Raw genomic sequence first — 14,664 nt, forward strand, 5'->3', positions numbered from 1 at the left:
AGCCCGGTAGCTCGTCAGGCTCATAACCTGAAGGTCACAGGTTCAAATCCTGTCCCCGCAACCACTGAAAGTGAGAACCCTCGAATGGCTCCGCCTTCGAGGGTTTTTGCTTGTCTAGAGCCCGCAAAACGGCCGACAAACCCCACCCATGACAAAGCCCTCGATGCCGCAGGCAAGGAGGGCCGGATCGAACAGCTTCGTCGAGGAGCGACCTGAAAGGCCGCCTTTGGCGCGTCAGGCGACCTGCCCGACCGGGTCGAGATCCGCGTTCAGATCCGCATTCATGGAGAAGCGCTCCAGCTGAACTGCGTAAGCCGCTTCCAAACCTTTGAGGCGTAGCTCTGGCTCCGGTGCGATCCGGTCCACGGCGGTCGAGAGACGGGTGCAGAAGCGATCAAGGGCGGAGAGCAGGAGGCGCAGCGACCGCGTGTTCGGAGGCGTGCCGGACGAAGCATCCTTCACCAGCGCCTCGGCGGCCGCGTAGAGATCGTCCACGGCAGCCTCGAGGCCGGGATCACGCTTGAGCAGGCTCATGGTGTTGATGAGAAGCACGCGCAGATCATGCAGATCGCCTCCCCTGCCCGCCTGCGCGATCAGGTTCACCACCTTCTTGACGGCCTCGATTCTCTCGTTGATCGTTTGCGCGACGCTGATATCGGCCATGTGCCTTCCCCCTGTGAGGCATGCGTGAAATCCCCACGGGACTCACAAGAGCGAGAATGCGCCGTCATGGTTAACCAATTCTTACGGGTCCCTCGAAAAAGCTGCTGAAAGCGTTGGCGCACAAGGGTCTGCGGCATCGCGCGGAAACTTTCCGTTACGGGACAGATCCAGGATTGAGATTTGATCGGAAGCCGACTACATCTCGCGGCTCACCCGGTGTGAACTCGTTGTCATGACCCTGCAGCTGGACTTCAAGCGACCGCAATGGTCCTCGTCTCGAAGCTTTCGCTTCGCGAGGGGTTGCTGCGCCATGCGCGATCACGAGCCGCGACCCGATCCGGGGCCTGCCTCACGCTCACCGGCGGCAAGTCCCACTAGAACCGGTACCGGCTCTCAGGTGCCATTCCACCCAATGCCGGCCTAACGGTCACCCGTCGCCGGCACGATCCGGCGAATTCCTTGTCCTGTCGCACTCGCTCCTCCCCCGGCGATGCAGGCTCGCCGGATCCCAGCCTCGCTGAGAAAAGGAGAAGCCCTGCAATGAACAGGGTCTGGACTGACGAAGAGCTCGAAATTCTGCGCCGGGACAGGGAAGCCAAGGTCCCGGTCCCCGTCACGGCCGCGAAGCTGGGACGGCCCGTCCCGGCCACCTATGCCAGAGCCAGGCTGATCGGGACCCTTGTTCAGCCCCATCAGTCCTGGGACGAGACCAGCGTCGCGCGCCTGCGCGAACTCGTCTCGGCCGATCCGCCGATGACCGACAAGCTGATCGCCGCCGACATGGGAAGAACCGTGACGCAGATCCGATGGAAGATGCAGGATCTCGGGCTGATCGGGGTGCGCGACCTCTCCAAGCTGGCCAGGATTACGGCCGCGGGAACGTCTCGCCCCAAAACCGCTCGGTCTCAGGCGCAGGCTGTGCCGAAGCCGGTTCGGCAACCGGCGCTCGAGCGCGGCGCGAATGCTGACCGCGTGGAGCGTCGGGCGCCCTCGGCCATGCCTCCAGATCTGCAGGAGCCGCAGCCGATCAACGTCGAGATGGCCTTGTCCCGCGCGCTCGCAGCCCTCGAGGCCTCCCTGGCCGAGCGTCTCAAAAACTGGGTCGCCGAATCCGAAGCTGGAATGATCCGTGCCGCGCGGGCGGTGATCGCCGAGAAGGCGCGCATCGACCAGCGCCTCCTGGTCCGCGTGAAGCGCGCGGCCGAGGCCGCGGCTCGCCGTGACGCGGAGGCGCGGAAAGCCGAAGACGACGCCAGGCGTCGGGCCATGGAAGCACGCCAAGCCGCGATTGAGGCCAAGCGGGCGGAGGCGGAGAACGCCGCTGAGACGGCTCGTCGGGCCCGGGAGGACCAGGAGCGGCGCGAGAAGCCCCGGGCTGCCGCTCCCAAGCCGACCCCCGCGGCGGCACCGAGGCCGATTCCGAAGCCGAAGGAGACGGACAAGAAGGCGCCCGTCCTGCCGGCCGTGCGCGGCGTCTCTCAGGCCGCCCCTGTCCGCCCTGTCACCCAGGCCGCTGCTCCTGCCGCGTCGAAGATCCTCGTCACGGAGGCTCCCGCATCCGTCCGTCTGCCGGAACCGGAGCCCGCGAATGCGCAGACGTCCGGACGAGGCGGCTGGAAATCCGTTCGCCGAGATCCCGCGCGCGCCCTTGCGCAGGCCAAGGCGAAGGCGAAGCCGGCAAACCGTGCGGATGCGATCGATCTCGCTCAGGCCGCGCAGGCTGCCATCGAACGTTTCATTGCGGAGCGCGGCGTGACGAAAACCGAGTCGAGCGGCCTCCAGGCCGTGGTGTCCCGGCTTCAGGCCCGGGGCTACATCGTGGTCCGTGACGAGACCGGCTGGACCATCGATCAGCGTCATCGTGTCGACAGCGAATCCGCTCTCTTCGCGTTCGCGGAAGCCCGCGGGATCACGCTGAGCGCTGCCGCCTGAGCGGAACGGCGTCCGGCGCCTGCCGCCGGACGCCGCGATCGTGATCGGCCATCTTGCCAGCCTCCCGATCCGCCCCACATCGGCAGCGGATCATGGAGATGACTATGGAAAAGCGTCGACTCGGCCGCTCGGACTTGATGGTTTCCCCCCTGTGCCTCGGCGGCAATGTTTTCGGATGGACGGCGGACGAGGAGACCTCGTTCAAGGTTCTCGACGCCTATGCCGATGCCGGCCTGAATTTCATCGATACGGCCGACGTTTATTCCACCTGGGTGCCCGGCCACACGGGCGGTGAGTCGGAGACGATCATCGGCAAGTGGATGAAGGCCCGCGGCAACCGCGACAGGCTCATCATCGCCACCAAGGTCGGCTCGGAAATGGGGCCGGACCGGAAGGGATTGTCGAGGAGCTACATCCGCTCGGCGGTGGAAGACTCCCTTGGCCGCCTCCAGACCGATTACATCGATCTCTATCAGTCCCATCGCGACGACCTTGAGACCCCGCAGCAGGAGACGCTCGAAACCTACGCAGAGCTGATCCGGGAGGGAAAGGTGCGGGCCATCGGCGCGTCGAACTTCACCGCGGAGCGGCTGACGGAAGCCCTGACCATCAGCGCCGAGCGCGGTCTGCCGCGCTACGAGAGCCTCCAGAACAAGTACAACCTCTCGGACCGCGCCGAATACGAGGCCGACCTGGAACCGCTCTGCCGCCAGGAGGAGGTCGGCGTCATCCCCTATTACGGGCTCGCCAGCGGGTTCCTGACGGGCAAGTACCGGTCGGAGGCCGACTTCGGCAAGAGCGTGCGCGGCGGCCGGATGGCCGCCTACCTCGACGATCGCGGCCGGCGCATCCTGGCGGTGCTCGACGAGGTTTCCGTCCGACGGACCGCAACTCCGGCCCAGATCGCCCTTGCGTGGCTCATGGCGCGCCCGGGCCTGACCGCGCCGATCGCCAGCGCGACGAGCGTCGAGCAGGTGAGCGATCTCGTACAGGCGACGAATGTGCGTCTCGACCAGGAAGACATCGCGCACCTGAATCGGGCCAGCAGTCCGGTCTGAGCAGCCGCGCTCCTGGAGACATCGAATTTTTGCATGGCAGCCCTCCGTTGCATCGGACGGAGGGCCGATTATCTCGTAGCGACCTGTGCTTTTTTGGATTTCACAGGATCAAACGAGGTTTTCCATGAGTGCCGATGCCGATGCTTTGTTCCAGCCCTTCACCCTGGGCGACCTGACCCTGCCGAACCGGCTGGTCATGGCTCCCCTCACCCGGAACCGGGCAGCGGAAGGAGACGTGGCGCGGGACATCACGGCCACCTACTACGCCCAGCGTGCCAGCGCAGGCCTCCTGATTTCCGAGGGCTCTCAGATCTCCCACCAGGGTCAGGGCTATCTGCGGACGCCCGGCATCTACTCACCCGAACAGGTCTCGCATTGGCGCAAAGTGACGGATGCCGTCCACAAGGCCGGCGGCCGGATCTTCATCCAGCTCTGGCACGTGGGACGCGTCTCTCACACGTTCCTTCAGCCGGGAGGCGCCGCCCCGGTGGGGCCCTCGCCCCTTCGCGCCCAGACGAAGACCTTCCTTGAGGAAGGCTTCGCCGACGTGTCCGAGCCCCGCGCTCTCGAGCTCTCGGAGATCCCTGGTATTCTGCGGGACTACGAGAATGCCGCCCGCAACGCAAAGGAGGCAGGCTTCGACGGCGTCGAAATCCATGCAGCGAACGGCTATCTGCTCGACCAATTCATGAAGGACGGCTCGAACCACCGCACGGACGCCTATGGCGGCTCCGTCGAGAACCGGGCGCGCCTGACCATCGAGGCAACCGAAGCCGTGCTCAGGGTCTGGGACAAGGGCCGGGTCGGCATCCGCCTCTCGCCGGCCAAGGTCAACGATGCGGAGGATTCCGACCCGCAGGCGCTGTTCAGCCACGTGGTGGAAAGGCTCGATGGATTGGGGGTCGCCTATATCCACATGATCGAAGGCGCCACCCAGGGCGACCGGAACGCCGTCAGGGTCGACTACGAAGGCCTGCGACGCTCCTTCCGCGGCGCCTACATCGCCAATAACGGCTATGACCGCGACATGGCGGCCGACGCGCTCATCAGCGGACGCGCCGACCTGGTGGCGTTCGGGCGGCTTTTCATCGCCAATCCGGATCTCGTCGAGCGCTTCCGCCTGAACGCGCCTCTCAACGAACCCGACCGCACCACCTTCTACGGCGGCGGAACCGAGGGATACACGGATTATCCGGGTCTCGAGAAAGCCGCCTGAGCGTCAGCAGCCCTGACAGATCCCGCGCCGGACCCTCTTGTCGGCCTCTTCGAGGAGCTTCTCCTCGCGCGTGCTGGGGCTGACGGAGGACCGCTCCCCGGACTGAAGTCGGTTCCCGGACACCGTTCCCGTCGTGGCGGGATTGGACTGGGATCCGCCTGACCCGCCAGCCGTCCCGCCCGTGCTGCCTTCCGTGCCGGGGGGCGGGATCTGGCCCGTCGTGGTCTCCCGACTGCCTGTCCCGGTGTTTCCGGTGCTGCCGCCGACGCGGCTCCCCCGGTTGCCGGGATCGGTGCTCCCCCGCATGCCCTGGGCAGGCGGGCGCAGGGTCGATCCACCCGGCTGCGTGGCGGTGCTGGGAGACGCGGACGAGCCGCCGGAGGGGGAGGCCGACGAGGACGAGCCGCCGCCGGCTGCACCGCCACCGGAGCCGCCTGCGCCGCCGCCGCTGGAGCCGCCCGAGGACCCTTGCGCCCAGGCTGCTCCGGCGATCAGGCAGCCTGCAAGCAATGCGGTCGAAACTGTGAGGTGACGCATCGGCTCCTCCCTTTCGGATCGCTGTTGCACGTCAACTCCAAGCAAACTCACGAATCTGGGCGACCGTTCCGCCAAATTGTCAGGCTCACCGGACCGACGGAATCGAGGATCCGTCGGGGGCTCCGGTTTAGTCCATGCGCCGCGAGGATTGCCTCGGCGTTCCTGGTCTTGTCACAGTCCGAGAACACCGGAACGCCATCCGGAACGAAGGTTCCCTCCGCCCGCGTCAGATGGAAAGCGTCGTAACCGATCCCGAGAAAGAGATCGAACACCTGCCGCCCTCCGGGGACTGCGATGCGTCCGCCTTCCGGCAGGACCGCTTCGATGGCCCGATTCCAGGGGAGCCTCCCGGGATTCCACCACCAGCCGTCAGGACGCCGCTCCAATCCGCCCGAAGAGGAGGACAGGATCATCCGCAGGCGGGCTTTGGGGTTGGGATTGCCCTCATGCCCGAGGCGGCCGAGCACCGTCAGGGCCGAGGCGTTGAGCTCGGCCTGAAAATAGGCCCAGTCGGCCTCGTTGCGGAGCACGTCTGGGGTGCGCCCCGACGCGTCGGCGATGCAGTCGTTGTCCGACACGATGGCATAGCCGTGGATCTCAATCTTGGACATGGTTCGTTTTTTTCCGAGGTGGATGAACGATGGCGGCCTTCATGAGGATGAAGAGCACGAACGCATTGAGTGCATGCCACAGAAAATGCGTGCCTGCAGGCATTGTCGCGCAGATCGCGGCATCGACCGACCGGAAGGAAAGGGACAGGATGAACACGCAGGCGGCGGCGAGAAGCGCCCTGCCGGGTGCTCCGGCCCCGAGGGAGAGGCAGGCGATCCCGACGATCAGAAGGGTCAGGGCCGCCGGAACATAGCCAGCCGACCCGTTTAGGCTCACGCCGGGCAGAACGCGGAACCAGAGGCTGTCGAACGCCAGGTCGAAGGCGATGAACAGCGCCGTCACGGGGATCGCCGCGGCAGGTCCGAGGTTCAGATACCGGCGCATGGCGAGCAGGAAGTAGCTGGCGATGAACACGCCGATCGGCAGCACGTCCGCCAGGAGCGACCAGCCATTGGCGAAGGTATGGAACAGGAAGCTGCCCGTGCCGACAATGAGGGTGACGATGATCAGCCACAGCGCGGGCCCATCCCGCGCCCCGGCCCGTCGCCAGAGCACGAGGGCCCAGAGGGCGGCCGCGATGAACGCGACATTGCTCGCGGCGTTCAGCGGCTCGGCCCAGAAACCCGGCCCCAGGCGTTCGCAATAGCTGTCGATGGGTCTGAACCAGGATTCCGGCATGGGGCGCAACCGTGGGGATGGTGACGAGTTCCAGCTTGCCAGCCGAGGACGAACATCCGATGAAGCTTAGAGGACGGACAAGCAAGAGTAACGCGATGCGGGTTGCCACCTGGAATGTGAACTCCATCAAGCAGAGGCTGGATCACCTCGCAACCTTCGTGAAGAGCGCCGACCCGGACGTGGTCTGCCTTCAGGAGCTGAAATGCGTGGACGAGGCCTTCCCGCGCGCGGAAGTCGAGGCGCTGGGCTACAACGTCGTCACCCACGGTCAGAAGGCCTATAACGGCGTCGCGATCCTGTCGAAGCGTCCGCTCGAGGATGTCCGCCGCGGCCTGCCCGGAGACGAGAGCGACGAGCAGGCGCGCTACCTGGAAGGCGTGGTCTCGACCGCGACCGGAGCCGTGAGGGTGGCGTCCATCTATTTGCCGAACGGCAATCCTGTCGGCACTCCGAAATTCGACTACAAGCTCGCCTGGATGGACCGGTTGCGTGCCCACGCGAAAGCCCTTCTCGCCTTGGAGGAGCCCCTGGTCCTGTGCGGCGACTACAACGTCATTCCGGAGCCAAAGGACGCCCTCGACCCGGCCGCCTGGGCCAATGACGCCCTGTTTCAGCCGGAGAGCCGGGCGAAGTTCAGGGAGTTGATCAATCTCGGCTTCCTGGACGCGGTGCGCGCCTGCAATGATCAGCCGGGGCTCTATTCGTTCTGGGACTATCAAGCCGGCGCCTTCCAGCGTAACAACGGCATCCGCATCGACCACCTGCTGCTCTCGGCCCAGGCGCAGGACAGGCTCAGGACGGCGTCGATCCGCAAGGAGGTGCGCGGCTGGGACAAGCCCTCCGACCACGTTCCGGTGATGGTCGATCTGGATATCGAGTAGCGGTTGACCGGCGATACGGGATCGCCGGTCATCTATCGGCGCGACTGGATGTACTGCTCCAGCAGGGCCAGGGCCAGCTTGCGGTCGCTGTCGTCGGCTGCCGCGAAGGCGTCATCGTAAAGCGAGACGATCCACTGATCCTTGGCCGTATCGGTCGAGGCTTCGCGCGCCAGCGTGAGCCACATGAGGCCCTTGGCTCGCTGGCGCGGCACGCCCTGTCCGGTCATCAGCAGATGGCCCAGGAGCGCCTGCGAGGCGGTGTGCCCCTTCTCGGCCGCCAAGTTGAACCAGCGGGCGGCATGGCGTGCGTCCTTCCGGACACCCGTCCCCTCCAGGTAGAGGCGGGCGAGATTGTACTGCGCGTTGGAGTCGCTGAAATAGGACGCCGCGTAGCTGAACATCTCGACGGCGCGCTCCGGATTGGACATCACATAGGAGTCCTTGATGCCATCCAGGAAATAAGTCCCGAGCGCCACGAATGCGCTGGAGACCACCGCCGCGTTCGGAGAATCGGGGCTCTCGTCCGCATGCTGGTCGGCGAGCCGGGAGAAGTACTCGAAGGCTTTCAGGTCGTCGTGCTCGACGCCGTCGCCGTCGGCATACATCCGGCCGAGCTTCCAGAGCGCCAGCGAATGGCCCTGGCCCGCCGCATATTCGAGCGCGTGCACGGCCCCGATCTTGTCGCCGGCATTGTAGTCACGCATGCCGCTGCGCAGCGCATCGCGGACCGAGCCGTACTTGGTCGCCGGAGCAAGCGCCGGGGACAAGGCAGGCGTGAGCGGTTGCGGACGCGGCGCGGCATCGAGGGCATAAGCCGCGCCGGCCCCGAGAGTGGCCACCCACAAGGTGGCTGCGATGAGTTTAAACGTCCGCATAGGTTTCTTTTTCTGCGGCTCCGCCCGGATGGGTGACCGCCCCATCCCGCGCCGGACCCACTGTTTGCGCGTATTTCCAGAGATAGCCCGAGGTGGCACTCGTCTCGCGCGGCTTCCATTCGGACCGGCGCTTGGCCAGTTCCTCGTCGGAAAGCTCCACGTCGATGGTGCCCTTGATGGCGTCGATGGCGATGATGTCGCCGTCCCGGATCAGGCCGATCGGGCCTCCGACCGCCGCTTCCGGGCCCACATGGCCGATGCAGAAGCCGCGGGTCGCGCCGGAGAAGCGTCCGTCCGTGATGAGGGCGACCTTGTCGCCCATGCCCTGGCCGTAGAGGGCTGCCGTGGTCGACAGCATCTCGCGCATGCCGGGACCGCCGCGGGGGCCCTCGTAGCGGATCACCAGGACCTCGCCTTCCTTGTACTGGCGCGTCGAGACGGCCTCGAAGCAGGCCTCCTCGCCGTCGAAGCAGCGGGCCGGGCCGCGGAACACCTGCTTGTCGGTCGCCATGCCGGCCACCTTCACGATGGCGCCTTCGGGAGCGAGGTTGCCCTTGAGCCCCACGACGCCGCCGGTCGGCGTGATCGGCGTGTTCGCCGGATAGACCACGTCCTGATCGTGGTTCCATTTCACGGATGCCAGGTTCTCGGCCATGGTGCGGCCGGTCACGGTCATGCAGTCGCCGTGCATGAAGCCGTGATCGAGCAACGTCTTCATGAGCAGCGGGATGCCGCCGACCTCGAACAGATCCTTGGCGACATAGCGTCCGCCGGGCTTCAGATCCGCGATATAGGGCGTGCGCTTGAAGATCTCGGCCACGTCGAACAGGTCGAACTTGATGCCGGCCTCATGGGCGATGGCGGGAAGGTGCAGGGCCGCGTTGGTCGAACCGCCCGAGGCCGCCACCACGGTGGCGGCATTCTCCAGGGACTTGCGGGTCACGATATCGCGCGGCCGGATGTTCCGGGCGATGAGATCCATGATCTGCTCGCCGGCTGCTGCGCAGAACCGGTCGCGGATCTCGTAAGGCGCCGGTGCGCCGGCGGAATACGGCAGGGCAAGGCCCATGGCCTCGGACACGGTCGCCATGGTGTTGGCGGTGAACTGGGCCCCGCAGGCGCCGGCCGACGGGCAGGCCACCTGCTCGAGCTCGGTGAGATCCTCGTCCGACATCTCGCCGACCGAGTATTTGCCCACCGCCTCGAAGAGGTCCTGCACGGTCACCTGACGGCCGCGGAAGGAGCCCGGAAGAATAGATCCGCCGTAGATGAAGATCGACGGCACGTTGAGGCGCACCATCGCCATCATCATGCCCGGCAGGGACTTGTCGCAGCCCGCCATGCCGACGAGCGCGTCGTAGGAATGGCCGCGCATGGTCAGCTCGACCGAATCCGCGATCACCTCGCGGGACGGGAGCGACGCCTTCATGCCCTGATGGCCCATGGCGATGCCGTCTGTCACCGTGATGGTGCAGAACTCGCGCGGCGTGCCGTTGGCGGCCACCACGCCTTTCTTCACGGCCTGGGCCTGGCGCATGAGGGAGATGTTGCAGGGAGCAGCCTCGTTCCAGCACGTTGCGACGCCCACGAGCGGCTGGGCGATCTGCTCTTTGGTCAGACCCATGGCATAGAGATAGGAGCGATGCGGCGCGCGAGCGGGCCCCACCGTCACGTGACGGCTCGGCAGCTTCGACTTGTCGATCACCCGCGCATCCATGGTCCGCACTCTTTTCCACCCGGTTCTCACGGCGGAGATCCAAGCCTTTGGAACTCCCGTGATCTGCCACGTGCCACGCCACCGATGCAACGATCCTTACGAAGGATCCGCTAACAGTCTTAATCCAGGATCTGCCCCAGGTATCGTACCGTAAAGCTTTGGTTTTGAAGCACTTTAACCTGCCTTAGGTGTAGCGCTTGGTTTATGGCGGCATCGCGGCGGAGCTTGGGCCAACAGAGGCAAGATGTTGAAGGTTTGAGGGTGTTGCTTGGCCGCAACAATTTTGGGACAGAATTCCGCTTGTCTCACGCGGCATCTGCCCTACTGGTCCCCTTGCTCGTGTGCGATCCGCTTCCCTCAGCGGTCGATTTTCTCGGACGAGAACCAGACGTCGTCGTAGACCGCGACGGCGCTCGAATCAGGTGAGCGCTCGCTCCTGATCCAGACGGATCGGATGGCCGCGACGTCGGACTCGGTCGGCAGCCGTCGGACGGAGATCCGCTCCGTCGTGCCGCTGCAGGAGATGAAGCCGACCGTCATGAGCGCCCGAGCAGACAACCCCGTCTCGTGCCGCGTCACCAGGACGGCCGGACCCCAGCCCTTGTGCGGCTGCCAGGGGAAGATCAGGCGGCCGCCCGGGTTCAGCGCCCTGAGCCACTCGACGTCGGGCGCGATGACGCCGGCATTGACGTAGATGACATCCGCTTTCGGCAGAACCCGGCCGAAGGCGGACGCGGCATGAACGGACGCATTGGAACAGGCGCTCAGGTTCCGCGCCGCCTCGGCGGCGAGGTCCGGTTCGTACTCGAAGGCGTCGACACGCCCATCCGGTGAAACGAGCTGCGCCAGGATCGCCGTGTAATAGCCTGTGCCGGCACCGACATGGATCACGGTCTCGCCCGGTCCCGGGCCGACCGCATCGAGCCAGGCGGCATGCAGGGCGGGCTCGCCGTTGTTGATGCCCCGTTCGAGGTCAATCGCCACGAGGACATTGTCGTAGATCTCGGCGAGCTCGGAGGTCCGGGTTGCGACGCCCATGGTGATGATGGTCCACGGCGCCGGCGGCAGAAAAGCCTCCCGTGGAACGGCTGCAAAGGACGCCTCGATGCGGGCGTCCCGGACATCCGCCATCCGGGCGACCCGCGCGGCATAAGCCCTGCGATACCTGTCGGACTCTTCCTGGGGCATGCCCGAGAAATCCGTTTCGGGCCGCTCCGGTTCCACGCGGCTAAGGCCCTGATCCGCTACATCCTGAAGACGCCGAACTTCGTCGCCGGGACGGGCGCGTTCAGGGCGGCCGAGAACGCCAGGGCGAGCACCCGGCGGGTTTCCGACGGGAGGATGATGCCGTCGTCCCAGAGGCGAGCGGTCGCGTAATAAGGCGAGCCCTCCTTCTCGTACTTGTCGCGGATCGGCGCCTTGAAGGCTTCTTCCTCGTCCGTGCTCCAGGCTTTGCCCTCGGCTTCGAAGTTGTCGCGACGCACGGTCGCCAGCACGCTCGCCGCCTGCTCGCCACCCATCACCGAGATGCGCGAATTCGGCCAGGTGAAGAGGAAGCGCGGGGAATAGGCGCGGCCGCACATGCCGTAATTGCCGGCGCCGAACGAGCCGCCGACCAGCAGCGTGATCTTCGGCACCTGGGCGCAGGCCACCGCCGTGACGAGCTTCGCCCCGTCCTTGGCGATGCCGCCCGCTTCGTACTGGCGCCCGACCATGAAGCCGGAGATGTTTTGCAGGAAGAGCAGCGGGATGCGCCGCTGGCAGCACAGCTCGATGAAATGCGCACCTTTCTGTGCGCTTTCGGAGAACAGGATGCCGTTGTTGGCGATGATCCCGACCGGGATGCCCCAGATCCGCGCGAACCCCGTGACGAGCGTCGTGCCGTAAAGCCGCTTGAACTCGTCGAACTCGGAGCCATCGACGAGGCGCGCGATCACCTCGCGGATGTCGTACTGCTTCTTGAGGTCGGTGGGCACGATCGCATCGAGATCGTCGATGGCATATTTCGGCTCCACCGGCTCGGCCAGGTCGATATCGATGCTCTTGCGGGTGTTGAGCGTGCCGACGATGCGGCGCGCGATTGCGAGCGCATGCACGTCGTCGGTGGCGTAATGATCCGCCACACCGGAGAGACGGGCGTGAACGTCCGCGCCGCCGAGATCCTCGGCGGACACGACCTCGCCGGTCGCCGCCTTCACGAGAGGCGGCCCGCCGAGGAAGATCGTGCCCTGGCGGCGCACGATGATCGTCTCGTCCGACATGGCCGGCACATAGGCGCCGCCCGCCGTGCATGAGCCCATGACGCAGGCGATCTGCGGGATGCCCAGGGACGACAGGGTCGCCTGGTTGTAGAAGATGCGGCCGAAATGCTCCCGGTCCGGGAACACCTCGGTCTGATGCGGCAGGTTCGCACCGCCGGAATCGACCAGATAGAGGCAGGGCAGCCGGTTCTCGCGCGCCACTTCCTGGGCGCGCAGATGCTTCTTCACCGTCATCGGGTAGTAGGTGCCGCCCTTGATCGTCGAATCGTTGCACACGATCATGACCTCGCGGCCTTCGACGCGCCCGATGCCGGTGATGATGCCGGCCCCGTGGATCGCATCCTCGTACATGCCGTGCGCGGCGAGCGAGCCGAGTTCCAGGAACGGCGCACCCGGGTCGAGGAGGCGCATCACACGCTCGCGCGGCAGGAGCTTGCCGCGGGCGAGGTGCCGCTCCCGGGCCTTGGCGGGGCCGCCTTCGGCCACGGCCTGCCGCTTGGCCTGGAGATCCTGGGCGAGCTCTGCCCAGGCGTCACGGTTCGCCCGTGCGGCGTCCGAGGTCAGGTCGGCAGAGGTGGCAATGACAGGCACGGCGGGTCTCCCTCGGTCTTGTTCTTCGGTCTGTCAGCGACATTGAGCCGTGAGACCAAAGACGTCAGTACCTAGAACCGGGGAGTCCGCGCAACTGGCTTCAGCAGGCCGTCGCGTCAGCCTTTCGCACGAATGACCGTCTCCTGGCGCACAACGCCGGGACCGCACCGGTAGGCGATGCCGCGCACGAGCGACCAGTCGTGGGAGACCTGCTGCAGGTAGAGATGCGTGCCGCCGAGCGCGACGGTCGCCTGGAGCATGTCCTCGGTCGCGTAGCCGAAGGTCGATCGGCCGAGGGTGACGCCGAAGCCGATATTGACCGGCCGGTGGGTTCCCGGCCCGGTCGGCGTGACAGGGCTGACCTCGCCGAGACGGGTGCAGACCCGCACGTCGGACGGCGAATCGACGATCTTGACGAGCTCCGTGGGTTCGGGCCTGACGGCACAGGCCGAGGCGGCCAGAGCGACGAGGGAAGCGAGAAGGACACGTTGCATGGAAGTTCCGCCAATGATCAGCCGTTTGCTCCAGCTTAGAGCATGAAGCGGCCTTGGGGAGAAGCCTTGCCGTATCCTGTGTGAAAATCCTAGACGCCGTGGCGCGAGAGCAACGGTGTCTCGACCCGCTCGGTCGGCCCGAAAACCTCCTCGAAGGTCCGGCGCATCGCAGCATCGACCTCTGGCATCGTCACCGGGATGCCGAGGTCCACGAGGCTGGTGACCCCGTGCTCCGTGACCCCGCAGGGAACGATGCCGGAGAAATGCGACAGATCCGGCTCCACGTTGAGGCTGATGCCGTGGAACGTGGCCCAGCGTCGGACCCGGATTCCGATGGCGGCGATCTTGTCCTCGGCGGTCCCGCCCTTGTCCGGCCGCCGCACCCAGACGCCGACCCGGTCCTCCCGCCGCTCGCCTCGGATGTTGAAGGCGTCGAGCGTAGCGATCAGCCAGGCTTCGAGAGCCGTCACGTAGCGGCGCAGGTCGGGTGCCCGCCGCTTGAGATCGAGCATCACGTAGGCGACCCGCTGTCCGGGGCCGTGATAGGTGTATTGCCCCCCCCGGCCCGTCTGATGCACCGGGAAGCGGTCCGGATCGACGAGATCCGCCGCCTTGGCCGAGGTTCCGGCCGTATAGAGCGGGGGGTGCTCCACGAGCCACACCAGCTCCCGGGCCTCGCCTGCCGCGATCGCCTCGGCGCGGGCTTCCATGAAGGCGACGGCCTCCTCATAAGCCGTCAGGCCGTCCGTGATCAGCCACTCCACGGGTTCGGAGCCGCTTTCGGCATGGAACTGAACGGTCAGGCTGTCTCGCAGGTTCGACACCGGTTCACCTAAAATCCAGCGGGCCGCGGAGCAGGATCGCTCCGGCCCTTGAAGGAACACGCGTCGGTTCCGCGCTCCTCGTGAAACTCGCGCTTATATAGTCGTGACAGACGCTTATCGCCTATAGCGCCCTTCGCAGGCGAGGCATTCGCTTTGATCAATCGCCGCAAGCTCCACGGAGGGGGTTGCAGCGTCCCGATCGATCTGCTAGAGCGGCCACCTCTTCAGGAAAACCACTCCTGAAACCGAGTTCGCGGTCATGGCGGAATTGGTAGACGCACTACCTTGAGGTGGTAGCGGGGAGACCCGTGGAGGTTCGAGTCCT

At 66.0% G+C, this 14,664-nt stretch carries 14 protein-coding genes; 4 read left to right on the forward strand and 10 right to left on the reverse strand.

What is annotated here, in order from left to right:
- Nucleotides 1-234: 234 nt before the first annotated feature.
- Nucleotides 235-663 (reverse strand): hypothetical protein, encoded by a 429-nt coding sequence (locus KBI52_RS05315; RefSeq protein WP_210805886.1) that lies wholly within the window; start codon nt 661-663, stop codon nt 235-237.
- 540 nt (nt 664-1,203) lie between these two features.
- Here KBI52_RS05315 and KBI52_RS05320 point away from each other — a divergent pair.
- The 3 genes from KBI52_RS05320 (at nt 1,204) to KBI52_RS05330 (ending at nt 4,869) form a co-directional block, all read left to right on the forward strand.
- A complete protein-coding gene (locus tag KBI52_RS05320; RefSeq protein WP_210805888.1) occupies nt 1,204-2,595 on the forward strand; it encodes a hypothetical protein in 1,392 nt (463 codons plus the stop codon).
- Between the two features lie 104 nt (nt 2,596-2,699).
- Nucleotides 2,700-3,653, forward strand: a complete 954-nt coding sequence (locus KBI52_RS05325) for an aldo/keto reductase (RefSeq protein WP_210805890.1) — start codon at nt 2,700-2,702, stop codon at nt 3,651-3,653.
- Nucleotides 3,654-3,777: 124 nt separating this feature from the next.
- Complete coding sequence (locus KBI52_RS05330; RefSeq protein ID WP_210805892.1) at nt 3,778-4,869, forward strand: alkene reductase; 1,092 nt, start codon at nt 3,778-3,780, stop codon at nt 4,867-4,869.
- Nucleotides 4,870-4,872: 3 nt separating this feature from the next.
- Here the strand turns inward: KBI52_RS05330 and KBI52_RS05335 are convergent, their stop codons facing one another.
- From KBI52_RS05335 to KBI52_RS05345, 3 genes are read right to left on the reverse strand one after another with little or no spacing between them, the layout of a single operon-like run.
- A complete protein-coding gene (locus KBI52_RS05335; protein ID WP_210805894.1) occupies nt 4,873-5,406 on the reverse strand; it encodes a hypothetical protein in 534 nt (177 codons plus the stop codon).
- 47 nt (nt 5,407-5,453) lie between these two features.
- Nucleotides 5,454-6,017 (reverse strand): hypothetical protein, encoded by a 564-nt coding sequence (locus KBI52_RS05340; protein WP_210805896.1) that lies wholly within the window; start codon nt 6,015-6,017, stop codon nt 5,454-5,456.
- Nucleotides 6,004-6,696 (reverse strand): hypothetical protein, encoded by a 693-nt coding sequence (locus KBI52_RS05345; RefSeq protein WP_210805898.1) that lies wholly within the window; start codon nt 6,694-6,696, stop codon nt 6,004-6,006. Before KBI52_RS05345 ends, KBI52_RS05340 begins: the two co-directional genes overlap by 14 nt.
- A 95-nt stretch (nt 6,697-6,791) precedes the next feature.
- Here KBI52_RS05345 and xth point away from each other — a divergent pair, with 95 nt between their 5' ends.
- Nucleotides 6,792-7,577 carry an exodeoxyribonuclease III gene (xth, locus tag KBI52_RS05350; protein WP_210805900.1) on the forward strand — a complete coding sequence of 262 codons (786 nt, stop codon included), beginning with the start codon at nt 6,792-6,794 and terminating at the stop codon, nt 7,575-7,577.
- Nucleotides 7,578-7,609: 32 nt separating this feature from the next.
- On the opposite strand, the gene KBI52_RS05355 is transcribed toward xth, so the two are convergent.
- The 6 genes from KBI52_RS05355 to lipB form a co-directional block, all read right to left on the reverse strand.
- Nucleotides 7,610-8,452 carry a tetratricopeptide repeat protein gene (locus KBI52_RS05355; RefSeq protein WP_173947488.1) on the reverse strand — a complete coding sequence of 281 codons (843 nt, stop codon included), beginning with the start codon at nt 8,450-8,452 and terminating at the stop codon, nt 7,610-7,612.
- Entirely contained in the window at nt 8,439-10,169 is a 1,731-nt protein-coding gene (gene ilvD, locus KBI52_RS05360; RefSeq protein ID WP_210805902.1) for a dihydroxy-acid dehydratase, read from the reverse strand. Before ilvD ends, KBI52_RS05355 begins: the two co-directional genes overlap by 14 nt.
- A gap of 357 nt (nt 10,170-10,526) precedes the next feature.
- The gene (locus tag KBI52_RS05365; protein WP_210805904.1) at nt 10,527-11,357 is read right to left on the reverse strand and encodes a protein-L-isoaspartate O-methyltransferase; all 831 of its coding nucleotides are present in this window, start codon (nt 11,355-11,357) and stop codon (nt 10,527-10,529) included.
- A gap of 56 nt (nt 11,358-11,413) precedes the next feature.
- The gene (locus tag KBI52_RS05370; protein ID WP_210805906.1) at nt 11,414-13,021 is read right to left on the reverse strand and encodes a carboxyl transferase domain-containing protein; all 1,608 of its coding nucleotides are present in this window, start codon (nt 13,019-13,021) and stop codon (nt 11,414-11,416) included.
- A 116-nt stretch (nt 13,022-13,137) separates the two neighbouring features.
- Complete coding sequence (locus tag KBI52_RS05375) at nt 13,138-13,515, reverse strand: hypothetical protein (protein ID WP_210805908.1); 378 nt, start codon at nt 13,513-13,515, stop codon at nt 13,138-13,140.
- Between the two features lie 89 nt (nt 13,516-13,604).
- Entirely contained in the window at nt 13,605-14,339 is a 735-nt protein-coding gene (gene lipB / locus KBI52_RS05380; protein WP_210805910.1) for a lipoyl(octanoyl) transferase LipB, read from the reverse strand.
- Nucleotides 14,340-14,664: the final 325 nt, after the last annotated feature.

This window comes from Microvirga sp. HBU67558 (assembly GCF_018069605.1).
GTDB classification, from domain to species: Bacteria; Pseudomonadota; Alphaproteobacteria; order Rhizobiales; family Beijerinckiaceae; genus Microvirga; species Microvirga terrae.